The 23,094-nt window shown below is 45.7% G+C and carries 19 protein-coding genes; 15 read left to right on the forward strand and 4 right to left on the reverse strand.

Translation table 11 applies throughout. The features are described from left to right. Window positions 1–127: 127 nt before the first annotated feature. Together ACXAFV_RS10605 and ACXAFV_RS10610 are read right to left on the reverse strand one after the other, a co-directional pair. Window positions 128–319: a histidine kinase gene (locus ACXAFV_RS10605; RefSeq protein ID WP_475126367.1), complete on the reverse strand. Its 192-nt coding sequence runs from the start codon at window positions 317–319 to the stop codon at window positions 128–130. Between the two features lie 130 nt (window positions 320–449). Continuing rightward, complete coding sequence (locus ACXAFV_RS10610) at window positions 450–1,931, reverse strand: methyl-accepting chemotaxis protein (protein WP_475126369.1); 1,482 nt, start codon at window positions 1,929–1,931, stop codon at window positions 450–452. Window positions 1,932–2,190: 259 nt separating this feature from the next. Here ACXAFV_RS10610 and motA point away from each other — a divergent pair, with 259 nt between their 5' ends. From motA to ACXAFV_RS10660, 10 genes are all read left to right on the forward strand, one after another. Beyond that, window positions 2,191–2,982 (forward strand): flagellar motor stator protein MotA, encoded by a 792-nt coding sequence (gene motA, locus ACXAFV_RS10615; RefSeq protein ID WP_475126370.1) that lies wholly within the window; start codon window positions 2,191–2,193, stop codon window positions 2,980–2,982. Then, complete coding sequence (gene motB / locus ACXAFV_RS10620; RefSeq protein ID WP_475126371.1) at window positions 2,969–3,757, forward strand: flagellar motor protein MotB; 789 nt, start codon at window positions 2,969–2,971, stop codon at window positions 3,755–3,757. Before motA ends, motB begins: the two co-directional genes overlap by 14 nt. A 505-nt stretch (window positions 3,758–4,262) precedes the next feature. After that, window positions 4,263–5,663 (forward strand): alanine/glycine:cation symporter family protein, encoded by a 1,401-nt coding sequence (locus ACXAFV_RS10625; protein WP_475126372.1) that lies wholly within the window; start codon window positions 4,263–4,265, stop codon window positions 5,661–5,663. A 112-nt stretch (window positions 5,664–5,775) separates the two neighbouring features. Beyond that, window positions 5,776–6,870 carry a carbohydrate kinase gene (locus tag ACXAFV_RS10630; protein ID WP_475126374.1) on the forward strand — a complete coding sequence of 365 codons (1,095 nt, stop codon included), beginning with the start codon at window positions 5,776–5,778 and terminating at the stop codon, window positions 6,868–6,870. Window positions 6,871–6,951: 81 nt separating this feature from the next. Then, window positions 6,952–7,884 (forward strand): pseudouridine-5'-phosphate glycosidase, encoded by a 933-nt coding sequence (locus ACXAFV_RS10635; RefSeq protein WP_475126376.1) that lies wholly within the window; start codon window positions 6,952–6,954, stop codon window positions 7,882–7,884. Window positions 7,885–8,068: 184 nt separating this feature from the next. Beyond that, on the forward strand, window positions 8,069–10,186 hold the full coding sequence (locus tag ACXAFV_RS10640; RefSeq protein WP_475126378.1) for a PAS domain S-box protein: 2,118 nt from the start codon (window positions 8,069–8,071) through the stop codon (window positions 10,184–10,186). 282 nt (window positions 10,187–10,468) lie between these two features. Then, window positions 10,469–11,785, forward strand: a complete 1,317-nt coding sequence (locus tag ACXAFV_RS10645) for an FAD-dependent oxidoreductase (RefSeq protein WP_475126380.1) — start codon at window positions 10,469–10,471, stop codon at window positions 11,783–11,785. Beyond that, the gene (locus ACXAFV_RS10650) at window positions 11,782–12,771 is read left to right on the forward strand and encodes a class I SAM-dependent methyltransferase (protein WP_475126381.1); all 990 of its coding nucleotides are present in this window, start codon (window positions 11,782–11,784) and stop codon (window positions 12,769–12,771) included. Before ACXAFV_RS10645 ends, ACXAFV_RS10650 begins: the two co-directional genes overlap by 4 nt. A gap of 105 nt (window positions 12,772–12,876) precedes the next feature. Next, window positions 12,877–14,190, forward strand: a complete 1,314-nt coding sequence (locus tag ACXAFV_RS10655) for a lysine N(6)-hydroxylase/L-ornithine N(5)-oxygenase family protein (protein ID WP_475126383.1) — start codon at window positions 12,877–12,879, stop codon at window positions 14,188–14,190. Between the two features lie 81 nt (window positions 14,191–14,271). Beyond that, window positions 14,272–14,787 (forward strand): type 1 glutamine amidotransferase domain-containing protein, encoded by a 516-nt coding sequence (locus ACXAFV_RS10660; protein ID WP_475126384.1) that lies wholly within the window; start codon window positions 14,272–14,274, stop codon window positions 14,785–14,787. A 455-nt stretch (window positions 14,788–15,242) separates the two neighbouring features. Here the strand turns inward: ACXAFV_RS10660 and ACXAFV_RS10665 are convergent, their stop codons facing one another. After that, window positions 15,243–15,464, reverse strand: coding sequence for a DUF1128 domain-containing protein (locus tag ACXAFV_RS10665; protein ID WP_475126385.1), 222 nt, complete (start codon window positions 15,462–15,464; stop codon window positions 15,243–15,245). A gap of 305 nt (window positions 15,465–15,769) precedes the next feature. Between ACXAFV_RS10665 and ACXAFV_RS10670 the strand changes: the two genes are divergently transcribed. From ACXAFV_RS10670 to ACXAFV_RS10685, 4 genes are all read left to right on the forward strand, one after another. Beyond that, a complete protein-coding gene (locus tag ACXAFV_RS10670; protein WP_475126387.1) occupies window positions 15,770–16,186 on the forward strand; it encodes a YtxH domain-containing protein in 417 nt (138 codons plus the stop codon). A gap of 48 nt (window positions 16,187–16,234) precedes the next feature. Next, a complete protein-coding gene (locus ACXAFV_RS10675) occupies window positions 16,235–17,077 on the forward strand; it encodes a YihY/virulence factor BrkB family protein (protein ID WP_475126388.1) in 843 nt (280 codons plus the stop codon). Between the two features lie 102 nt (window positions 17,078–17,179). Further along, window positions 17,180–18,940, forward strand: coding sequence for a LytS/YhcK type 5TM receptor domain-containing protein (locus tag ACXAFV_RS10680; RefSeq protein ID WP_475126389.1), 1,761 nt, complete (start codon window positions 17,180–17,182; stop codon window positions 18,938–18,940). Then, entirely contained in the window at window positions 18,921–19,643 is a 723-nt protein-coding gene (locus ACXAFV_RS10685; protein WP_475126390.1) for a LytR/AlgR family response regulator transcription factor, read from the forward strand. Before ACXAFV_RS10680 ends, ACXAFV_RS10685 begins: the two co-directional genes overlap by 20 nt. A 356-nt stretch (window positions 19,644–19,999) precedes the next feature. On the opposite strand, the gene ACXAFV_RS10690 is transcribed toward ACXAFV_RS10685, so the two are convergent. Continuing rightward, entirely contained in the window at window positions 20,000–20,896 is an 897-nt protein-coding gene (locus ACXAFV_RS10690; RefSeq protein WP_475126391.1) for a glycerophosphodiester phosphodiesterase, read from the reverse strand. Between the two features lie 378 nt (window positions 20,897–21,274). Between ACXAFV_RS10690 and ACXAFV_RS10695 the strand changes: the two genes are divergently transcribed. Beyond that, complete coding sequence (locus ACXAFV_RS10695; RefSeq protein WP_475126393.1) at window positions 21,275–22,723, forward strand: carbon starvation CstA family protein; 1,449 nt, start codon at window positions 21,275–21,277, stop codon at window positions 22,721–22,723. Window positions 22,724–23,094: the final 371 nt, after the last annotated feature.

Raw genomic sequence — 23,094 nt, forward strand, 5'->3', positions numbered from 1 at the left:
AATTTATATCTCTATGAATAGATTATAAAGTTAGATGTCAAAAATTACAAAAAATTTATAAAATTATTACAATTATAACCATAAAAAACCCCCGCTCCATTCGAGAGCGGGGGTTCGTTCTGACTGTTTATTTCTTATCTTGTTCCCCATCAGGTTTGAACAGGAAATAAGAAATGATTCCCGATAATAATGTGCCGCCGAGTACAATCATGGTACGGGTGCCTTCAGGGACCTCTGTATAGGCTTTACCAAGATACGAGTTTGCAACCAGGAACACGACGAGCATGATCGGTATCGTGATGATGAGTCTTTTTTTCAAAATGCCACTTCCTTTAGTTCTGCTGCCTTAAGCTTATCATATTTGGCCTAGTGAAAAATCTACAATCCGATGACAAGTCATAGTTAAACAGGACAGTCCTATCGTTTGAGAAAGGACTGTCCCCTAGATGTTAATTATTGATGCTTTGTTCGATCCGTACGGCGCTCTCAGCGGTGTCCTGGATGTAGCGGGCGATCGTTTCATTGTCCTGATTCAATGTTTCGATCGTCGCGCTGATTTCTTCAAGGCCTGCGCTTGACTGTTCAATCACGGCAGCAAGCTCTTTGGTTGATAGTTCGACCTCACCGGTTTGCCCTTTAACAGAAGTGGCGGTTGATGATAAGCGCTGGAATTCCTTCGAGATGGCATCAAGTTTTTCGCGGAGTGTAGAGAAGTGTTCTGTTACTTCTCCGGTTGCCGTCATGTTTTCGTGCAGCTTCGTTGAACTCAAGGACATGATTTCCAAGGCTGTAGAGTTGACTTCGTTAACGGAAGAGAGATTATCATTGATCAGTGTGGCCGTGTTTCTGGTGATTTCCGCAAGTTTACGGATTTCATCAGCCACGATCGAGAAGCCTCTTCCAGCTTCCCCGGCACGCGCTGCTTCAATCGATGCGTTCAATGCGAGCAGATTTGTTTGATCGGTGATGTCCTGGATGCTTCCGATGAATGTGTTTGTTTCTTCAATTTTCTTGGTTAATTCCTTGAAGGTGCTGCTCAGTCCCTCGATGATGTTTTTAAGCTCTGTCATGTTGTCATGAAGATAGGTGACGCGTTCGTTTCCAGAGAGAGCGAGATGGTTGGCATCATCTGAATGGAGTGCAAGGTCATTGGAAAGGTGAGTGACTTCCTCCATTTTCGTCATGGTAATGGCTGCAACGGAAGCGATGTTGTTAATCTGATCACTTTGTGTCTGACTGCCCGCAGAAATTTCAGTCACAGCCGTTCTCATTTCGTTTTGTGACACGAGATGGACTTGGATCTGATCATTGATCTGCTTGATGCTAGTTGAGATGGTTGTCAGTTCTTTTGCAAAAAGAGCACGCTGTTCATCTTTTTTCCTGCCTTCATCTTCCGTTTTTTGCAGGAACTCCTGGATTTGGGCGGATTGTTTTTTGTTTAAATGAATGACGACTCCAAGCACGATCCCGACCAGCAGGTATGTAAGTAAAGCAGGAAGGAACAGCTCGCTGAACAGTACATCATCAGCAGGTGCGAAAACTTTGTTGAGCACCAGGATGGTGAGTCCGGACACATAGCCGATTGCGAAAATGACGGTTTGAAAATGGATGGCAGACAGGACTGCCATAAGCGTTAAGATTACCATATTTTTGGCGTTTGCCCCATCTGTCAGAAGCCAAAGCAGCATAATGACATAAATGGTCGGAATACTGAAGTAGACATACAGCTGAGGTTTTTTCATCATCAATTGTAAGATGACAAAATAGACCGCCAGCAGAATCAGCTGTGAGGCGAAGACCGAAATGGGTATAATGCCTGATTCGTTCAAGATGGAATAAATCAGACCGGAAAGCAGACTTACTGAATACGTGATCAGCAATAACAGGTTCTTTCGTTTCGTATCGGAAATCTTCATTTGCTCAGGTGTCACGTTATTTCTCTCCTTTTATATGTAAAATATAATCCCCTTTCCTATATATATCGGTTTGGAAAGCACAACTTTTATACTATATATGGAAATATTTTCGCAATAAGGGCAAAGGCCCGTCCCTCATCTCACTAAAGCGCTAAAAGCCCGTCCCTCGCTGCTTTAAAGCAGTGTGGGACGGGCCTTTTAAAAAAGTTAAAGGAATGGATGTTTTGTCCGATAGTAAAAGTAGACTACTACAAAGAGTAAGGTGGACAAAACGATGGATAAAACGTCAGTAATTGGAGTCATTTTAGGGTTGGTTGCTGTTGGTGTGGGGATGTTTTTCAAAGGCGTGAGCCCTGTAGCCCTGGTTAATCCTGCAGCCATTTTGATTATCCTGCTTGGAACGGCAGCAGCCGTCACCATCGCATTTCCGACACATGAAATAAAAAAAGTACCAAAATTATTCGGCATGCTTTTTAAAGAACAAACGGTACAGGATCCTAAAGAAATCATCCGATATTTCTCGGAAATTGCGGATATCGCTCGTAAAGAAGGACTTCTGGCATTGGAATCAAAATCCCAGGAAGTTGATGATCAGTTCCTGAAAAATGGTCTTTCCCTTGCTGTCGATGGACAAAGTGCAGATTACATACGAGACGTCCTTCATGAAGAAATTGATGCGATGGAAGATCGGCACAGCGCAGGGGCCTCCATCTTTTCGCAGGCCGGGACTTATGCTCCGACACTGGGGGTGCTTGGGGCCGTTATCGGATTGATCGCAGCACTTGGCAATATGGAAAATACCGAGGAGATGGGACATGCCATCGCCGGAGCCTTCATCGCAACGCTGCTGGGGATATTCACCGGTTATGTATTGTGGCATCCTTTTGCGAACAAGCTGAAACGCAAGTCGAAGCGGGAAGTGCAATTGAAAATGATGATGGTAGAAGGCATTCTTTCCATTATAGAAGGGGAAAGCCCCAGGGTCATCGAGCAGAAGCTTGCCTCTTATCTACCGGCAAGCGAGCGGCTGCTGCTGATGGAGGGGGAAGCAAATGAGACGGCATAAAAAGAAACACGATGATGAACACATGGACGAATCCTGGCTCATTCCCTATGCGGATTTGCTGACTCTTTTATTGGCACTGTTTATTGTGCTCTATGCATCGAGTTCGGTGGATGCACAGAAGTTCAAGGAGCTGTCGAAAGCCTTTAATCAAGTGTTTACAGGTGGGACGGGGATCATGGAGCACCAGAGCCCAGTGGAGCCGCCGCAGCCGAGTGAGGAAGAAGTGAAGTCTAGCGGGGCAGTGAATAATACGGAAGAAAAAGTTGACCTGGATAAAGAAGAAATCGAGCGCCAGGCGTTTCTGAAGGATCAGGAAGAACTGAAAGAGATCCAGAAGAAAGTCAATGAGTATATCAAGACAAATAATCTCGAGGTCCAGTTTGTGACGAAGCTGACGGATGAAGGACTCCTGCTGACGATTCGGGACAATGTGCTATTTGATTCGGGATCTGCGGATGTGCACAGCAATGACCTGAATGTGGCACGGGAACTGTCTGAGTTATTGGAGATGAACCCGCCGAGGAACATCATCATTTCGGGACATACCGATAACGTCCCGATTCGTAACGCGGAGTTTGATTCAAATTGGGAGCTTAGTGTTATGCGCGCCGTGAACTTCATGAAACTTATTCTCGAAAATAAGGATCTGAACCCTCAATGGTTCAGCGCGAAGGGTTTTGGAGAATTTGAACCTGTCGGGGATAATGCCACTGCTGACGGACGGGCATTGAACCGGAGAGTGGAAGTGTTGATTTTGCCGCGGGTGACGGAGTAGAAGTGAATAGTGAATGGTTTAGGACCCGGAACTGCTTGTAGAGTGGTTTCGGGTCTTTTTTATGGGGAGGGGGCTTGAGTCAGAGAATGTTGAGAGCGGGCTTGATGCAGATTGTGTCGAAATATGAAGAATTGTCGGTATTCACACTCTTCTCGTCCGCATTTTGAAATTAATGTCGGCATTTATGCGAAATTGTTCGCAAACTCGATTTTTTGTCCGTAAACCATAGCTTCTTGTCCGATTCCTGCGATAGGAAAGGTCACCCAATCACCATTTTACCTCTTGAAACTCCCCGACACTTCCCAAAAACCCAGCTGAGATGTTTCACCCACCCAATTTCAGGGAAAAGAACGAAAAGAATAATAGAATCAGTGTCTGAATTTTTAGAATCTAAGCATGGTGGAGCAACCTGCTTACATAAGTTAGTCCCCGTACATACATATATTTTGACTGAAATGACCTGGAGTTTAGACATTGAATCTATGCCATTTGAGGAGGAGTTCGATTGGAGAATTTTTTTGACATCATAGGGAAAATATCGGCTTGGTTATGGGGTCCGCCTTTAATCATCGTATTGGCAGGGACAGGTTTGTATTTGACGTTTCTGCTGAAGTTCATACAGTTCCGTTACCCTCTGTACATATTCAAGCAGACAATCGGAAGTGTGTTCAGTAAGAAGAAGCCAAAAGGGGAAGGAACGGTCACGCCGCTGCAGGCGTTAACGTCTGCTCTATCTTCTACGATCGGGGCAGCGAATATTGTCGGGGTCCCGGCAGCTATCATGTTCGGGGGACCGGGTGCGGTCTTTTGGATGTGGTTCATCGCGCTTATAGGAATGGCCCTTAAGTTCTCTGAGAGTGTACTGGCGGTACGTTATCGGGAGAAGAATGAAAAGGGTGAATTCGTTGGCGGTCCGATGTATTACATGCGAAATGGCCTGAATATGAAATGGCTTGGTGTCTGGTTTGCCTTTGCCCTCATGATCGAGTTGATTCCAAGTGTAATGGTCCAGGGCAACTCGGTTGCAGCAACTGTGGAGGAATCCTTTAATGTAAGCGGTCTGGTTACAGGCTTGATCATGGCTTTTCTCGTTGTACTCATTGTATTCGGCGGGATTAAACGGATCGGGAAGGTGACAGAGATATTTGTCCCGTTCATGGCTCTGATCTATGTAGGTGCAGCGCTTGTGATCATGTTTATGAACCTCGATGCGATTCCGGAGTTCTTCAGCCTGATTTTAGGTAACGCATTCCAGCCGATGTCGGCGATGGGTGGATTTGCCGGAGCGGCGATTGCCGAAACGATCCGCTGGGGCTTTGCACGCGGGTTGTATTCAAACGAAGCGGGGCTTGGGACAGCACCGATTGCCCACGCTGCCGCCAAGACAGATCACCCGGTAAGACAAGGTTTATGGGCGATCGTCGGAATCGTGATTGATACGCTGATTGTGTGTACTGCAACGGCGTTCGTGGTTTTATCATCAGGTGTATGGACGGCAGAAGATGCATTGGATGATCCTTCTGCCCTGACGACTGAAGCATTTACTCAATACTTCGGCTCCTTCGGAGGCATCCTTGTAACAGTTTCATTAATTTTCTTTGTTCTATCGACAATCATTGTCATCGTCTTTTACGGGGCCAAGCAAGCGGAATTCTTATTTGGATGGAAAGCAGCTCAAGGCATTAAGATTGTATACGTAGTGGCGATTGTCCTTGGTGCAGTGGGTGCGGCCAAAACAATCTGGCAGTTCCTTGACCTGGCTCTGGCCGCCATTTTGATTCCCAATATTATTGCAGTCCTGCTCTTAAGTAAAGAAGTGAAGCGGTTGACGAATGAATTTTTCACCTCTGATCAGTATTACTTAAAGGATATTGGTAAAGCGAAGAAAGACAAAAGAATCAGTTAATCTGAAAAGATAGCCTGGCTGGGTAAACCAGCAGGCTATTTTTCTTGTCCAAAATAAAACAAAAGTTTAGAATATTAACAAAAGTTATTTTTTTACATGGGGGTGGGAGACGTTGAATGAGAAAGAAAAGCTTTTGTTGACTTTGATTGAAGGAAATCCGTTTATGAGTCAGCAGGAGCTGTCTGAAAAAAGCGGGTTATCACGGTCAGCGGTTGCGGGGTACATTTCGAATCTGATAAAGGAAGGCCGGATTCTTGGAAGGGCTTATGTACTTCCGGGAAAAAAGGGTGTCACTTGCATAGGCGGTGCGAACATTGACCGAAAGCTTCAGCTTCATGATGAATTGCTCCCGGAGACATCCAATCCAGCTCAATCCAGTCAGGCAAGCGGCGGAGTGGCCCGCAATATTGCAGAGAATCTGGGGCGCCTCGGCCTTCAGTCCTGTCTTTTGACCGTGGTGGGGGATGATACCGAGGGCAGCTGGCTATTGAATCAAACGAAGAACCATGTGGATGTGTCCTCGTCCATTAGTTTACATAAAGAATCGACCGGGACCTATTCCGTCATTTTGGACAAGCAGGGAGAAATGATGTTTGCGCTTGCTGACATGGACCTTTATGAAAGCGTTGACATCGGGTTCATTGAAAAGAAGTGGGGCGCAATTGCTTCCTCTGAAATGGTGATGCTTGATACCAATTTCCCGGCAGAGGTTTTACAGTATATTATCCGAAGATGTCAGATAGAGGGGGTCCCGTTGACGATTGTCCCGGTGTCTGCCCCCAAAGTAAAGAAGCTGCCGCCATCATTGGAAGGAGTCACCTGGTTCATTTGTAACAAAGGAGAAGCAGAGGCGTACCTGGACATGACGATTGAATCTGAGGGGGACTTTTTTAAGGCGGCAAAGATGATTACCCAAAAAGGGGCGGAAAGAGTCGTCATTACGAGAGGGGATCAGGGACTGATTTATTACACGGTATACAAAGAAGCCAGTGCCATCCTCCCTCCTAAAGTGAAGGTCGTTGATGTCACCGGAGCGGGGGATGCCCTGGTTGCAGGGATCATCTATGGGTATATCAAAGGTTCTGATACTGACGGGGCCTGCAGGATCGGTGTCACCTGTTCGTCATTGACGCTGCAATCCGCCCATACAGTCAGCCCCTCACTTACAAAAGGAAAGCTTCAGAATCATTATAGTCTGTATTATTAGGCTCTTTTCACTAGCCTTTTCAGTTTTCATAAATGAAGTATCCGTATTTTTGAATTTCCAGTAAAACAGGGGAGGAAAACAATGAATATCAAACCTTATGTTGAATACTCAGAAGAAGTGGTACAGGGGAAAAAGAGCGGAAAAGCGATTGTTGCGCTGGAGTCGACGATCATTTCACACGGTATGCCTTACCCCCAAAATGTACATACGGCCCGGGAAGTGGAAGATATTATCCGTGCCGGGGGAGCGGTGCCTGCAACGATTGCCATTTTAAATGGGAAAATAAAAATCGGTTTATCACATGAAGAACTGGAATACCTGGGACAGGCCTCGGAAGTGATTAAAGCAAGCCGCCGTGACATTCCTTACATCCTGTCTGCAGGGAAAGACGGGGCGACAACGGTGGCGGCAACTATGATTCTCGCGGAGCTTTCCGATATTGCCGTGTTTGTGACAGGCGGCATCGGCGGGGTCCACCGTGGGGCAGAGGAAACGATGGATATTTCGGCAGATCTTGAAGAGCTTGCCCGGACGAATGTCGCAGTCGTCTGCGCAGGAGCAAAATCAATCCTGGACATAGGCCTCACACTTGAATACCTTGAGACAAAGGGAGTTCCCGTACTGGGATATCAAACGGAATCTCTGCCTGCTTTTTATACAAGAGAAAGTCCTTACAATGTAAACTATCAAATGGATTCATGTGAAGAGATTGCTTCTTTGTTAAGAACAAAGTGGGAGTTGGGGATGAGCGGAGGCGTGGTAGTAGCGAATCCGATTCCGGTAAAGGATGCATTGGAAGAAAACGAGATGAACAGCATCATAGAATCGGCACTTCAGGAGGCGGAGGAAAGAAACATAACCGGCAAGGAAGCTACTCCATTTTTACTGGGGAAAGTGAAGGAGCTCACTGGCGGAAAAAGCCTTGAAGCCAACATCGCCCTCGTGAAGAACAATGCGCGTGTCGGAGCGGAGCTTGCTGTAAACTATGAATCTATGAAAACAACACATGTGTAAGGGGGGACCTGGGCTGCATCGGCTCAGGTTTGTTTATTTGCTCAGTTAGGGTTTAAAGTCTGCTTTTAAATTAATCCTCTTGGTTCATGGTGACGATTGCTAAATTAGTATAAAGACAGGCATTTATATGATCATAAAGGTAGGGTAAAATGATAGTAAATCAAGTTACGAGAAGGAAGGTACTATGGCTGATATTAGACCTGTGAATGCGATAAGCATTCATTCAATTCCTGTCCCCGCTGCGTTATGGAATACTGATATACGTATGATCGAAGAAGCCAATCCGGAATGGGAAGAGCTCTCCCATATGGACTGCTTCAATATTAAAAGATTGTTAGATACAGATGGAAGCCACTTTGTGCATGCCGACCGCTCATATACTCTTAAGCGCAGAACGGTGGAACATGGCATTGATTTATTAATGATCGTTCCTGCTGAAGAGAAAAAGAACGTGAAGAACGAAGGATACAAACAGAACTCCATATCAGAAATATATCAAACGCTGATACAGAATACGCCTACAAGTGTATGTGTAATCGATAAAAATGGCGTCCTGACCGAAATGAATGAGTCATTCAAAAGCCTCTTCAAGCTGACCGATGATGCCATTGGAGAATCGCTCTGCCGGCAGCATGCCTTCAAAACCCCTGACTTTGTGAATCTTGTGCTGCAGGGGATGAAAGGAGAGAATACACAGAGTGAGGAACTCACCTTCACGACGGATGGCAATCATCAATGCACCTGTCATATCACGATTTCACCGGCGGACTACAATCCACAGGGAACTGTTGATCATGTAGGCATCATCCTTCACGATATCACAGATAAAAAGAAATACGAAAACGAGCTGATTTCTTTAAAAGTAGAGCTTGAAAATACGTTGAGGCTTCAAAAGACACTAACTTACAAGTATCAATCAATTGTGCAATACAGTCCCGATAATATTTATATGGTCGATACGGAAGGTATCATCCAGGAAGTGAACCCGGCAGCAGCGGCTCAATGGACGTTCCGATCATCCGATATGATCGGCAGGCATTACAGTGAATTCATCACTGACGACAAGGCAAAAGAGGCATCTGATTATTTTGAAGCTGCCCTTCAGGGGGAAGCCTCCAGATACATGACGACCTACGTGAACAGAGAAGGCGGCAGAACCCATATCAGTGTGACGAATATCCCGATTCGTGTAAGCGGCAAAGTCATCGGGATTTACGGAATCGGACAGGATATTACGGCCCGGATCAAAATGGAAGAGGAATTAATAGAAGCGAAAGAGCTTCTTGAAGCCTATTTCGAACATGCAGGAGATGGAATTGCCCTCCTTGATCCCACCGGAAATATTCTAAAGGTCAATCAGCATTTTGAGTCGATGTTCGGCTGGAAGGAAACTGAAATTATCGGAAAAGAAATCACGATCCTGCACCGGGAAGACCAGGTGTCACAATTCAAACAAAATTTAAAAGCAGTTAAAGCAGGGAAGAGGATAAAAGATTTTGAAACCGTTCGATACCGAAGAGACGGTTCACCGATTGAAATTGTATTTAACCTCAACCCCATTTTGAATGAGACCGGCAAGTTGATTGGAATCTCTGCGATCATTCGCGATCTATCAGAAAAGAAACGAAACGAAGATCTGTTGAAAAAATCTGAGCAGCTCGCCATGATCGGCCAACTGGCTGCCGGCGTCGCACATGAAATCCGCAACCCTTTGACGACGATTAAAGGATTCCTGCAGCTGATGAAGGAAAGTGCAGACGATGATTTCCATTTGAAGGTCATTCAAGGCGAACTCGACCGCATCGAAATTATCACAAATGAATTCCTGGCACTCGCAAAGCCCCGTGCCGTCCAATTTTCATTTACGTCCCTTACAAGCCTCCTGACCAGCTCAGTCGAATTCATCAAGATGGAATGCCTGAAGCAGGGAGTGGATGTACGCTTCTCTGTTGAAGAAGCGGAAATTCATTGCGACCCCCATCAAATCAAACAGGTTGTGCTCAATGTCATGAAAAATGCACTCGAAGCACTGCCGAATGGCGGCCTTCTGAGCGTTCAGCTTGAAAGGGAAAACGATTACGCAAAAATATCCATCCAGGATAACGGAGCCGGAATCCCGCCTGAGCGAATGAAGCATCTTGGCGAACCTTTTTACAGTACGAAGGAAAAAGGTACAGGATTGGGATTGATGATCTGCCATAAAATTATTAAGGAACATAACGGTTCGATCTCCATCCAAAGCAACGTGAACGAAGGAACGACTGTCAATATCCTGCTTCCCATTGCAGGGAAAGCTGAATAAGGTTGCTGAAGCTTCAAAACGGATTATGTTATCCGTTTTGGAGCTTTTTTTGTGTAAAGTAACGTCAGTATCAAACGACACATTTCCTAATGGAAATGACGATTGCTGCCGGGAAAATGGTGACAAATATCGCGTTTTATTTGGTAGGACTGTTTATTTTCCGGGAAATAGACGATTCTACAATTTTAGCAGGTATGTCTAAAAAGGGGGCTTTCTCTCAGCACATCGGCAAGTTTCAACATTCCACATTAAGGATAAATGTAAGGAAAGAGGTGAAACGATATGCGGACAAGCGTGTTTATCAGCGGGGGAGGAATAGGAGGACTGACGCTTGGCTTGAAGCTTGCACAATGCGGGATCGATGTGACCGTGGCAGAAAGGCTCCCGGGCCCGAGTCCCATCTATAAAGGAGAACTGCTTCAGCCAAAGAGTCTCGAAATACTCGATTCCCTTGATGTGATCGAATCGGTTTTTGAAAATGGACATAAGATTTCGGATCTGGAGTTGACTGAACTGAAGAACTTAAAGGCTGATCCGGAGCATTCTTCGATGAGCTACTCGATTCTTCCGAGTGACTATCCGTTTTCATTGATGATCCATCACGAAACCCTCAAAGGAATTCTATTGAATAAGGCGAAGGAATACCCTTATTTTCATTATCATCCTCAAACCGTGTGCAAAGAAATACAGGATCATACAGTCACGCTCGAGAACCGGAAGAAGAAAGAGTCATTTCAGATGGAGTGTGACTTTATTATCGGAGCGGAAGGCAGGAGCTCGGTTACCCGGGACCATATGGGCGTATCGGTAAACGAAAAAAAGTATAATCATCACTTCCTGACCGTCACGTTCCCAAGGCCGGAAAAGATGGTGAAAGGGAAAATCATCTCAACCTACCAGTCTTTCCTGGGATTGTTTCCGCTGCCTGACAACGAGGTGCGCTCTGTTTATCTGATTCCGGCGGGAGAATATAAATCCCTTAGAAAAAAACCGATCTCGGAGTTTCATAAACTTTATATAAAAATGTGTCCTGAACTTGACGGGTACGTCAATCAAATAAAGGACTGGAAACAGATTCAGCTGATGGTCCCCCTAAAGTATCACAGCGACACCTATGTGAAAGATCACCTGGCAATCATCGGGGACGCGGCTCATACCGTTCACCCGATGGCAGGAGAAGGGATGAATATGGCGATTCAGGATGGCGATATTCTTGGTGAATTGCTATGCGATATGTATAAGGAGGAGAAACTCAGGTCTTCCAATCTAGAATGGTATCCGAAGGTGCGGAGAAAACGGGTATCCCATCAGATGCATCTGAGCCATTTATCGGCGCTTGTTTACTCGTATCCGTACAGGCCGATCGGCTGGCTGCGAAAGAAGAGCCTGCAGAGAATGGAAAAGGACAACGTCTCCCACTACAAACAAATGCTGAATATATCGGGACTCGGACTATGGAGGGAAACCTTGTATGACCGCATGATCCAAGGGGGCATCCTCCCGATACGGGAAGTCAGGATCAGCGGAGAAGAGAAGGGCAACACAACATTCACAGAAACCCAAGACTATCCTTGGAAAGAAACGGAGGCATTACAATGATTGCAGAATTGGCGAAGGTTTGGCGGGCAAGGACCTGGATGAAGAAGAATGTCCCGTTTTTATATAGCTGGCACGCCTATGTTGGTTACGAATTGGAGCTGTTCCAAAGCTTCAGGAAGCCGGCTTCGATACAGGAAGTGGCTCTGGCAAAGAATATTGAAATGGACCTGCTGGAGCAATGGGTGGAAGTCGGGATCACGCTGAAGCACCTGAAACGTGCTTCAAAGGACCGCGTGAGAGTGAAGAACGGCTGGAAGCTGCCTTCTTCTAAAAAAGAAACATTCTCCTCGGGCGTATTGCTGAAGGAAATGATGGAGCTCCATATCCCTGCTCTGTTATCCTATCCGAGCCTTCTCAGAAACCAGACGAGACAGCATTTCAACTCTGACCTGCACGGCTCGACCGTTGCGAAGACATCGATTCTATTGGAGCGCTTTGCATTCCCGAAACTTCAAAAAGTGATGAAGAAGTTTAAGGTGAATTCCGTGCTGGATCTTGGATGCGGGGAAGGAGGCTATATCAGGAGGCTGGCGGACCGCTATCCGAAGAAAAAGATGGTCGGCATCGAAATCCATGAAGGGGTGGCAAGGGAAGCAGAGGAACAACTTCAAAACTATGATAATATCGACATCCACTGCTGTGATTTACATGATTACGAGCCCGACCAAGCCTTCGACCTGATCATGGCGAACAATCTATTCCACTATATCGATCCGTCGGAACGGCTTCAGTTTTTCGAAAAAGCCTCGGACTGGCTGGGTAAGAAAGGAATGTTCTTCGTCCTGACGCCGATGCAGAAATCAAAGCACGGCAAGCAGTTCTCCAGTGCCTTCAACAGCTTCTTCATGACCTTTCAAAATTTACATCCGATACCCTCCCAGAAAGAGATGGAGACACTTGCCAAAAAGACCGGGTTCAAGGTTGTATCCATCGAACCGATTGTAAAAGAAGGCGGGTGGTATGCCCTTTGCTTTAAGAAAAAATAAGAATGGCACAGGACTGGCTTGCCAGAGGGGCAGTCTTTTTAAAATAGTTTTTTCTTACTTAGGTAAAAATAAGCGGAAGATGTCGAGGAAATGGAGGTAATACGTTTGGAAAGAGATGAGATGTTTGACTGTATCGGGATTGGGATCGGGCCGTATAATCTGAGCCTGGCTGCGTTGATCGAGGAGAGGACGGAGTTGAAGGTGAAGTTTTTTGACAAGACACCTGAATTTCAATGGCATCCCGGGATGCTGATCGATTTGACCGATCTTCAGGTGCCGTTCATCGCTGACCTGGTCACCTTTGCGAATCCGCAGAGCAAATACAGCTATTTGAATTATTTACATACCCATAACCGGCTGTATAAGTTTTTCTTTTTTCATAAATTTGAAATGCCGAGGCAGGAGTACAATGATTATGCACGCTGGGTCGTGAAGCAGCTTCCGCATTGCCAATTTCATAGTGAAGTCATTGGGGTGAAAGATACAGGCGATCACTTTGAAGTCGAGGTTGATAACCGGCTGACGGATGAGCGGGAGGTGTATCATGCGAAGCATGTGGTGATGGGTACCGGGAGTAAACCGCTAATACTGGACGGCATGGATGGGCTTCCATCAGAAGATGTCCACCACACCAGCAGTTATTTGTTTCATAAAGATACCACCATGGAGAGTTCATCGATCACGATCATCGGTTCCGGCCAGAGTGCAGCGGAAGTGTTTTATGATTTGTTAAAAGAGCAGAGGGATCATCCGTACAAGCTGACATGGCTGACGAGATCGGAGGGGATCCTCCAACTTGAATCCTCGAAGCTCGGACAGGAGTTCTTCGCTCCGGATTATGTGGATTATTTTCACGGACTGTCATTTGATAAGAGGCTGAATGCATTGAAGACGCTCGATCAGCTCAGGAACGGGATCGATATGGATACGTTGAATAATATTTATAACATCCTCTACAACCATTCTGTCAGTGAGAATGCTCCTGACATTGTGATTCAGCCTCTGACAGAAGTCAATAAGATACGTCAGGAAGAGAACCAATATGTACTGAGCTGCCACCAATGGCAGGAGGATAAAGAGTTTTCGTATTTGTCCGGGAAGGTCATCCTGGCAACGGGGTATGTGCCGAATATCCCTTCGTGGTTCCATGAGGCTTTCGGGGACAAGATTGTGTGGGAGGATGAGAAAAGGTTCAAGGTAACACGGGATTATAAGCTGGTGTTTAACGATGAGGAGGAGCGCGGTCATCATTTTTATACGCTGACGAATCTTGAACATTCCCACGGTGCAGGGGCAACAAACCTTGGATTGGCCGTTGACCGTAATATCGCGATCATCAATGATATTGCCGGGGAGGAAGTCTATAAGGTCCAGCGAAATACAATATTCTCCCAATTTTCGATGGATGAACACTCTTAACAGCGTTTTATTTTTTGAATAAAGGGTACATTTACTATGTGAGCAAATCATTAAACTAACAATTAGGAGTGTATTCAATTTATGGCTAAAGTTGCATGCTTACTTACAGATATGTTTGAAGATGTAGAGTTTACCGATCCGGAAAAAGCACTGAAAGAAGCAGGTCACGAAGTCATCACGATTGAAAAGGAAAAAGGCAAATCCGTGAAAGGAAAGCAGGGAGACGCAACGGTATCGATCGATGAGAGCATTGATGATGTCAATCCTGAAGACTTCGACGCACTCTTGCTGCCTGGAGGATTCTCACCGGACCAGCTGCGTGCGGATGACCGTTTCGTGAAGTTCACGAAACACTTTATGGATGAAAAGAAACCTGTCTTTGCGATCTGCCACGGACCGCAGCTCCTGATTACGGCGAAGGCGCTGGAGGGCAGACACGCGACAGGCTTCACGTCCATTAAAGTGGACATGGAATATGCCGGCGCGGTTTATGAAGATAAGGAAGTCGTCGTTTGCGGAAACCAGCTTGTGACAAGCAGAACACCGGACGACCTGCCGGCGTTTAATCGTGAATCACTGGCGCTGCTTTCAAAATAGTGGATGGAATATAGGGAAAGGGGCATTCCTCGTCGGAATGCCCCTTTTTGTGGTCTTAGGTGTAGTTTTTGTGGGTGAACATGGGTGCTGTGCAGGCTGTTTTGTCTGTTTTGGATGGATTAGGGTTGAATTTGCGGGAGTAAAGAAAGGAATTAGGTGTGAGGCGGGCGCTTATGATCCATTCGACAAAAAATATGATCCTGTTTCGAGATTTATGATCCTAGTTGGCAAAATATGATCCTATCTAGAGATTTATGATCCATTCGACAAAAAATACGATCCTATTTCCCGATTTATGATCTTATAAGAATGATTCTAATTAAAGCGTCCCATTAAAGCGCACATCATCCCCGAATGAAAGACCCGACCATCATGAAGGACCAGCATGATGGCCCGTCCCTCGCTGCGTCACTGCGTTAACGCGGTCTGGGACGGGCCTTCAAAAGTGGCATGATTTATTTACGGAGTGCACCAAGTTCTTCGATGATGGCTGTCATTTCGCTTGGGCTGAAGCGGTCTTTCTTTTCGACCATAAGATAGAGGTCGTGGAGGTCTTCGTACATGTCTTCGTTGAAGTGTTCAGGCTTGATGGCGCCGACGTTTACTACGTTCAGTTTTTCCTTGATGGCGGTGATCATGAATTCGATGTTTTCGGTTGTGTTTTGTGTTAAATCCATTAATGTTCGTCCTTTCTTTCGCACATATTATTAGTATTAATCTTTCCATGATTCGCCCCCCTTGTCAACAAGCCCATGGATGAGAGTGCTGAAAGAAGGATTTTTTCCACTGAATGTTTTACACTATTAGGAATTGGGGAATTAGTAGTTAAGCAAGGAAGGTTAGGGGAAACTAAACCGGAAAATCGCTGAATGAAGGAACTCTGACCATACTTAGAGAAACAATATAATAGGTGAAGACCGGCTGCCCGTAAATGCGGCAGCAGCCGTTTATGAATGAAAATGGATTGTAGGAGGGTAATGAGATGGGAAATAGCAAATTTTTAAAAGGGGTCATGCTGGGTGCCGTTGCCGGAGGGCTTCTGTCGCTTTTGGACAAGACAACCCGCCAGGAAATGGGCACGACGCTGAAAAACAGCGGAACAACGATTTCGAACTATTCAAAGAATCCAAAGATGCTGGCAGACACGTCTAAAGATGTCTATGAAAAGCTGAGAACGACTGCCGATCAAGTCAGCAAGGATATTCAATTCATTTCAGAAAAGGTGAACGAAATCAAAGGGATGACTCCTCAAGTGAAAGAGATGATCGAGGAGACGAAAGAAACGTTTGAGGATTCCTCGGAGGCTTACAAAGAGACGTTTTCTGACCATCCTTCGAACGAATTGAACTCAGGTGAAGAAAACAGCCAGCCTGTTGCTTCATCTTTCAAAGGATACTAAAAATGCGGAACGAGCTGCACAATTAGGATTACTTAAAGAGGTGAGTTGATGTCAGAGGGAAGGACCCGCAAAGGTTGGAAAAAGGATTCGAAAAATCTATTTAAGCAAATAAGCGCCAATGATATCACCGGACTGGCGGCACAGATTGCCTATTACTTTTTATTATCACTGTTTCCACTGCTGATTTTTGTCTTCACACTGCTCCCGTATTTACCTGTGGAGCAGGCAGATATATTAGGAGTGATCAGGGATTTTGCACCAGGCGAAACGATGAAGATGATTGAAGAAAATCTGGGTGAAGTCATGAACAATCGGAATACCGGGCTGCTCTCTGTTTCCATTATCGCGACAATCTGGTCGGCGTCAAACGGCATGAATGCAATCGTGAAAAGTTTAAACCGTGCGTATGACGTAGAAGAAACAAGATCGTTCATCGTCACTCGTTTGATGTCGATCGTGCTCACTCTCGGTATGATCATCGTATTTGTGGTAGCACTGCTGCTGCCGGTTTTCGGAAAGCAAATCGGACTTTTCTTATTCTCTCAATTCGGTTTTTCAGAGCAATTCCTGACGATTTGGAATGGAATCCGCTGGGCGATTTCACCGCTGATTCTGTTCATTGTGTTCGTCGGGTTGTATTACTTTGCGCCAAGTAAGAGAATCAGATGCTTGAGTGCCATCCCGGGGGCGATTTTCGCTACAGTCGGGTGGGTGCTCGTTTCGCTGGCATTCTCCTTTTACGTCAGCAGCTTCGGTAATTATTCTGCGACTTACGGAAGTATAGGAGGGATCATCGTATTGATGATCTGGTTCTACCTGACGGGAATCATCATCATGGTCGGCGGGGAAATCAATGCGATGGCCACGGAAAAAGACGATACACCATGTTGATAAACCATATCATTTAGGGAAAGATTCTATTAAACAACCGTTTGATGGGTCTTTCTTTTTTTATGTGCAAAAGTATAATGAGATAAAAAGGGGGTGCACCTTATGCTGATAGCCGCCATGATTGAACGGCTTGGAATCATCGTGACGATTGCTTTTATCATGACGAGGCTCGGTTTTTTCCGGAAGCTGATTGAACAGCGGAGCAACGTTAAGAAATCCCAGACGCTGCTGATCATCTTGTTGTTTGGATTCTTTGGAATCATTGGTTCCTATACAGGGTTGGTTGTAAATGCAGACGTTGACGAGTATGCCAAGTGGCATTTGACGCTGCAGGAGAATGAAGCGATTGCCAACTCCAGGGTGATTGGAATTGTGGCAGCTGGCTTATTGGGCGGCCCGTGGATCGGACTCGGTGCCGGTTTGGTAGCGGGTGTGCACCGTTATTTTCTTGGGGGATTCACGGCTTTCGCCTGCGGCGTTTCCACCATCATCGCCGGGCTTCTTGCGGGTTACGTCGGGAAACGTGAGAAAAAGAACCGGCTGGTGTCTCCTCAAAAAGCGTTTTTTGTTGGATTTTTGGCTGAAGCAATGCAGATGGCCATCATCCTTCTCTTTGCAAAACCTTATCCTGCGGCATACGAGCTGGTGTCTGATATCGGCTGGCCGATGATCATCGCAAATGGGATCGGTACCGGAATTTTCCTTCTGATTATTAAAAGTGTTTTTTACGAGGAAGAGCGAATGGGAGCGGTGCAGTCCCAGAAAGCACTCCGACTAGCAGATAGAACGGTTAAATACATGCGCAAAGGCCTGAATTCATCCTCTGCCTATGCCACTTGCCAGATCCTGATGAAGGAAGTTGACGCGATCGCCGTGTCCATCACAAACAGGACACATATCCTTGCTCACGTCGGTGTCGCTTCAGATCACCACCAAAAAGATAAACCGATCCAAACAGAAGCAACAAAACGGGTGATTGAAACGGGAGAATTATTGAAGGTTGGAAAAAAAGAAATCCATTGTGACCGGGATGACTGCCCTCTTGGCGCCGCCGTCATGGCTCCTCTTTTAAAAGGGGATGAAATCGTCGGTACATTGAAATTCTATTTCCACTCGGAAAAAGTCATCTCACCGATCATGATGGAGCTGACAAAAGGAATCGCCACGCTGCTCAGCAATCAGCTGGAACTGGCGGAAATCGATACTCATAAAGAATTGGCGAAGGAATCCGAGGTCAAAGCGCTTCAGGCACAGATCAGTCCCCACTTTTTGTTCAACGCAATCAATGTCATCGTTTCACTGACGCGCATCAATCCTGATAAAGCGCGGACTCTGCTTATTTCACTGTCCCAGTTCATCAGACAGAACCTGAGCGGCAGCACGAGATCGACTTCTACCTTGAGAGAAGAATGCCAGCATGTAAAGGCGTATCTCTCAATTGAAGAAGCGAGGTTCTATGACCGCCTGCAGGTCATATACGAGCTGGATGAAGAAGCCCTGCAAGCTGTCGTTCCATCAATCACGCTTCAACCGCTTGTTGAAAATGCGATCAAGCATGGAATGAAGAATCAGGCAGAAGGCTTTATTTTAAAAATATCAATCACTTCCGAGGACGGACTTGTAAAGGTGAAAGTGGAAGATAATGGGGATGGGATGGAACCATCCCGCCTTGAAACACTGCTGATGGAGCCGGTGGAATCCTCGACTGGTACCGGGCTTGCCCTCTACAACGTCAATAAACGGTTGGAAATGATGGTCGGTGAAGATTCCCGACTGGTCATTCACTCAGAAAAAGGGGAAGGGACCACAGTTCAGTTCTCGATGAAAGGAGGGAATACAGCAGATGAAGGTCGCGATCGTTGATGACGAACCGTACAGCCGTGAAGAGATGAAACATCTTTTAAGGGCGTATGAGTGGGTAGAGATCGTAGGGGAAGCAAGCTCAGCCGAAAAAGCGATGGAGCTGTTATTGACCCGCGATCCGCAAGTCTTATTTCTCGATATTGAAATGCCAGGCATGAGTGGAGTAGATCTCGCAGAGGCGATGCAGAAAATGAAGCAAAAACCCGAAATCGTCTTTGCCACTGCCTATCCGGACTATGCCTTGAAAGCATTCCGAGTCGAAGCGGTCGACTATCTCCTTAAACCGTTCGATGAGGAGCAGCTGGCGCGGACAATGGAAAGGCTGAAAAAGATAGTCGCTGAAGAAGCCCTGGAAGAAAAAGAAGCGAAAACAAAAGGGAAGCTCGCCGTACAGGACGAAGACAAAATCATCTTCATCAAACCGGACGACATCCTCTATATCTTTCGCGAAGAGCGGGAAACATATATCTGCACCGAAAAGAAGAGGTATACATGCCGGCTTCCAATCAAGGAACTCGAGGCAAAGCTCGTCACTTACCCGTTCTTCCGTGTTCACAAAAGCTATTTAGTCCAGCTGCCTTTTGTCGAAGAACTCATTCCGTGGGGGAATGGAGTCTATCAGCTGAAGGTTCACGGGGCGATGGAGAAAATCCCTGTGAGCAGGAATTATGTGAAGGAACTTCGGGAGAGACTGGAGTTGTAGTTTAGTTATTTAGAGTGTACCAGGTGCAAGGCATGTTGTTTGTACCTGGTACATTTTTTTGTAGACGGTGGTCATGAGTATCAGGCACATCTCCCAAGTTGGCTTAGATTTGGCTTCAGGTTCGGTTTATTTGAGTTAATCGTTAAAATCGACAAATCAAAGCTTTTTTAGGAAGGTTGAAAATAAAAGGATCGAAGTTGAAAAAAATGGAGTAAGTTGAAATTAAGTCACCAAAAGTTGAAAATAAATGTCTGAAGAGCAGTTCATTATCGGCTGTTACCCTGTTTGTTGGCAAGATTCTAAACGGTTCCATAGAAAAAAGATGCGAAGTCACATTGACTTCGCATCTTTTAAGCTTAATTTAGCTTCATTTCCTTTAATACTTCTTCTAATACATCCGGATAATTCGTGAACATCCCCGTTACGCCCCATTCAAGCAATCGCTTCATATCTTCTTTTTCATTGACGGTGTACGGGTGAAGGAGGAGGTCATGTTCTCTTACTTTTTGGACATATTCTTCATTGATTTTTGTATAGCTCATGCCGAGGCCAACTGCATACTCGGAGTAGTGAGCGAGTTCTTCGTCTGTAATGGTGGCCATGATTTTGTAATCAAGCAGTTGAACCAGTGGGATAGTACCATTCAAGTTATGAACTTTTTGCAAGCTTTCTTCACTGAATGATTGGATGATGACACGGCTTGATGGTCCATTTTGTCTTGTCAGGTTGTATTCTTCAAGGATCTCAAGTAACTTTTCTTCCATACCCGGATAGACTTCCGGTGATTTCGTTTCGATGTAGTAGTTCTTGTTTTTGCCGAAGTGTTCGATTACTTCTTGCAGGGTCTGCACTTGTAAGCCAGCGAATTCTTCGTTAGCTTTTTCTGGGTACGCTTCGTTGAACCATGAACCGGCGTCGAGAGCCTTAATTTCTTCAAGGGTGTAATCCTTCACAAGGCCTGTTCCGTTTGTAGTGCGGTCAAGAGTTTCGTCATGCATGGCGATGAGCTCGCCGTCTTCTGTCATTTGAAGATCCAGCTCTATGTAGTCTCCGCCCATTTGGTCGCCGAGCTCGTAGGCTGGCAGCGTGTGTTCAGGTGCATGTCCAGAAGCCCCGCGGTGTGAGATGTTCAGGATCTGGTTGTCGTTCAGCTGAGGGTTATTGCCTGATTCAGCTGATGCAGGGGTGACAGCACCTGCCCCGATTCCGATGACGGCTGCTGATAAACAGATGGTTCTCATGAATTTATTCATTGTCATTCTCCTCTCAAATAAAGTTCTATTGGGCTCTTTTCGCAAACATTGTTGCCGATTGTTGAGAAACAATCTATTTGAAAACAACCTTCTATCTAAGAGTAGTGAAGAAAATTAAAGAGAGGATGAAGTGACTGAAAAGCTTGTGTCAATTTTCTTTTAAAGGATGATTACATGTAGGCAGATGAGACTGGGTGAAAAGGAACAACCGTAATCAATAGAAGATGCGCCGATTTGCAAAAAAATCATTGCACGTTAATCGTCTATGAAAACATGTCAGCTTGATTTTTTGACATGTTAAACAGGAATGTGACGATACTGTGACGTTGTTTGATATGATGTAAGCGTATTCATTTAGAACGAAAGGGGATCAGCATCATGGTCACATTTCTTGTTGCAATTGCATTATTAATCGTTGGTTACTTCACATATGGAAAGTTCATTGAAAAGATTTTTGGCGTGAATGAGGGACGGACGACACCTGCTTATGCGAAAGCGGACGGCGTCGATTATGTACCCATGAACACGAAGAAAAATTCGATGATCCAGCTGTTGAATATCGCTGGTGTCGGACCGATCTTCGGCCCGATCATGGGGGCGCTTTACGGACCGGTCGCGTTTTTATGGATCGTCCTCGGGGCAATTTTTGCTGGAGCGGTTCATGATTATTTGACAGGTATGATTTCAATCCGAAACGGCGGGGCGCATCTGCCGGCCCTTGCAGGAAAGTTTTTAGGAAAAACGATGAAGCACGTCGTTAATGGATTCTCAATTTTACTTTTGGTATTGGTAGGTACGGTGTTTGTTACAGCACCTGCAGCGTTGATTGCCAATTTAACTCCTGCCTGGATTACGTTAGGAGTGATTATCGCAGCGATATTTGTTTACTATATCGTGGCGACATTACTACCGATTGATAAAATCATCGGACGCGTATACCCGCTGTTCGGGGCATTGCTTTTAATCAGTGCAGTGGGAGTTGGCGCGGGACTTGTCATCACCGGAGCGGATATTCCGGAAATGACGCTTACGAATATGCACCCTGATTCAGTTGCGATCTTCCCGTTATTATTCTTGACGATTTCGTGCGGGGCACTTTCAGGGTTCCATGCGACACAATCACCGATCATCTCCAGAACGACTCAAAATGAGAAGAACGGACGCAAGATTTTCTACGGAATGATGATTTTAGAAGCAATCATCGCCATGATCTGGGCAGCGGCGGCAATGAGCTTATTCGAGCCAGGCGAGCTGAGCGCGATCCTTGCTGAAGGCGGACCTGCTGCAATCGTCAGCGAAGTGTCCATGTTAATGCTTGGTTCCATCGGTGGAACATTGGCGATCCTTGGTGTAATCGTACTTCCGATCACATCAGGCGACACATCGTTCAGAAGTGCGCGTATGATCATTGCTGATTATATCAACGTGAAGCAAGTAAAAATTTCAAGCCGCTTATGGATTGCGGTTCCATTATTCATCATTTCAATGGTACTGACTCAAATCGATTTCAACTTATTATGGAGATATTTCTCCTGGGCAAACCAATCTACTGCCATGATCGCCCTTTGGGTGGGCGCGATGTACCTTGCGCTTCAGAAAAAACCTCACTGGGTGGCGAGTGTGCCTGCAGTATTCATGACGATGGTCACGTTCACGTACATCCTGAACGCGCCAATCGGATTCGGATTATCAATGGGAGTTTCCTATGCAGGAGCGACGATTGGTACAGTCGTTGTTGTTTTAGCTTTCATCTTCAGCCTTAGAAAACGACTGAACGCGGGCGGCGTGATCGAAGTCGATGAGGATGTTCCTCAGCCGGCAGCGTAAGTGCTGGTGGTTTTCATCCGCAGTATGATCGAGATATATCTTAAAGAGTTTTCCGGTAATTACCGGGAAGCTCTTTTCTTTTTTTGCACAAAATAAGAATGGTTCATAAACCAATTGTTTTCTTGATGTACGGGCGTTTTGCCCTGTTGGCAAAACGTTCGATGTGAAGGCAGCGGGACGGAGGGACAGGAACCGTGTCCCGATGATGAACTGCCCGGCTTGTTTTTCTAAAACCAAAAACAGGAGTGATTCAGCATGACAAAGAAAACGAAAAAAGATGGCGGAACAAAGCAGAATCAAAACCACAAGCCTAAGCAGAAGACATCCGGTTCTGCAAATGGGCAGAATGGGTATCACTAGGGTTGTGTTCA

It is taken from the genome of Rossellomorea sp. ABR4_012 (assembly GCF_056159545.1).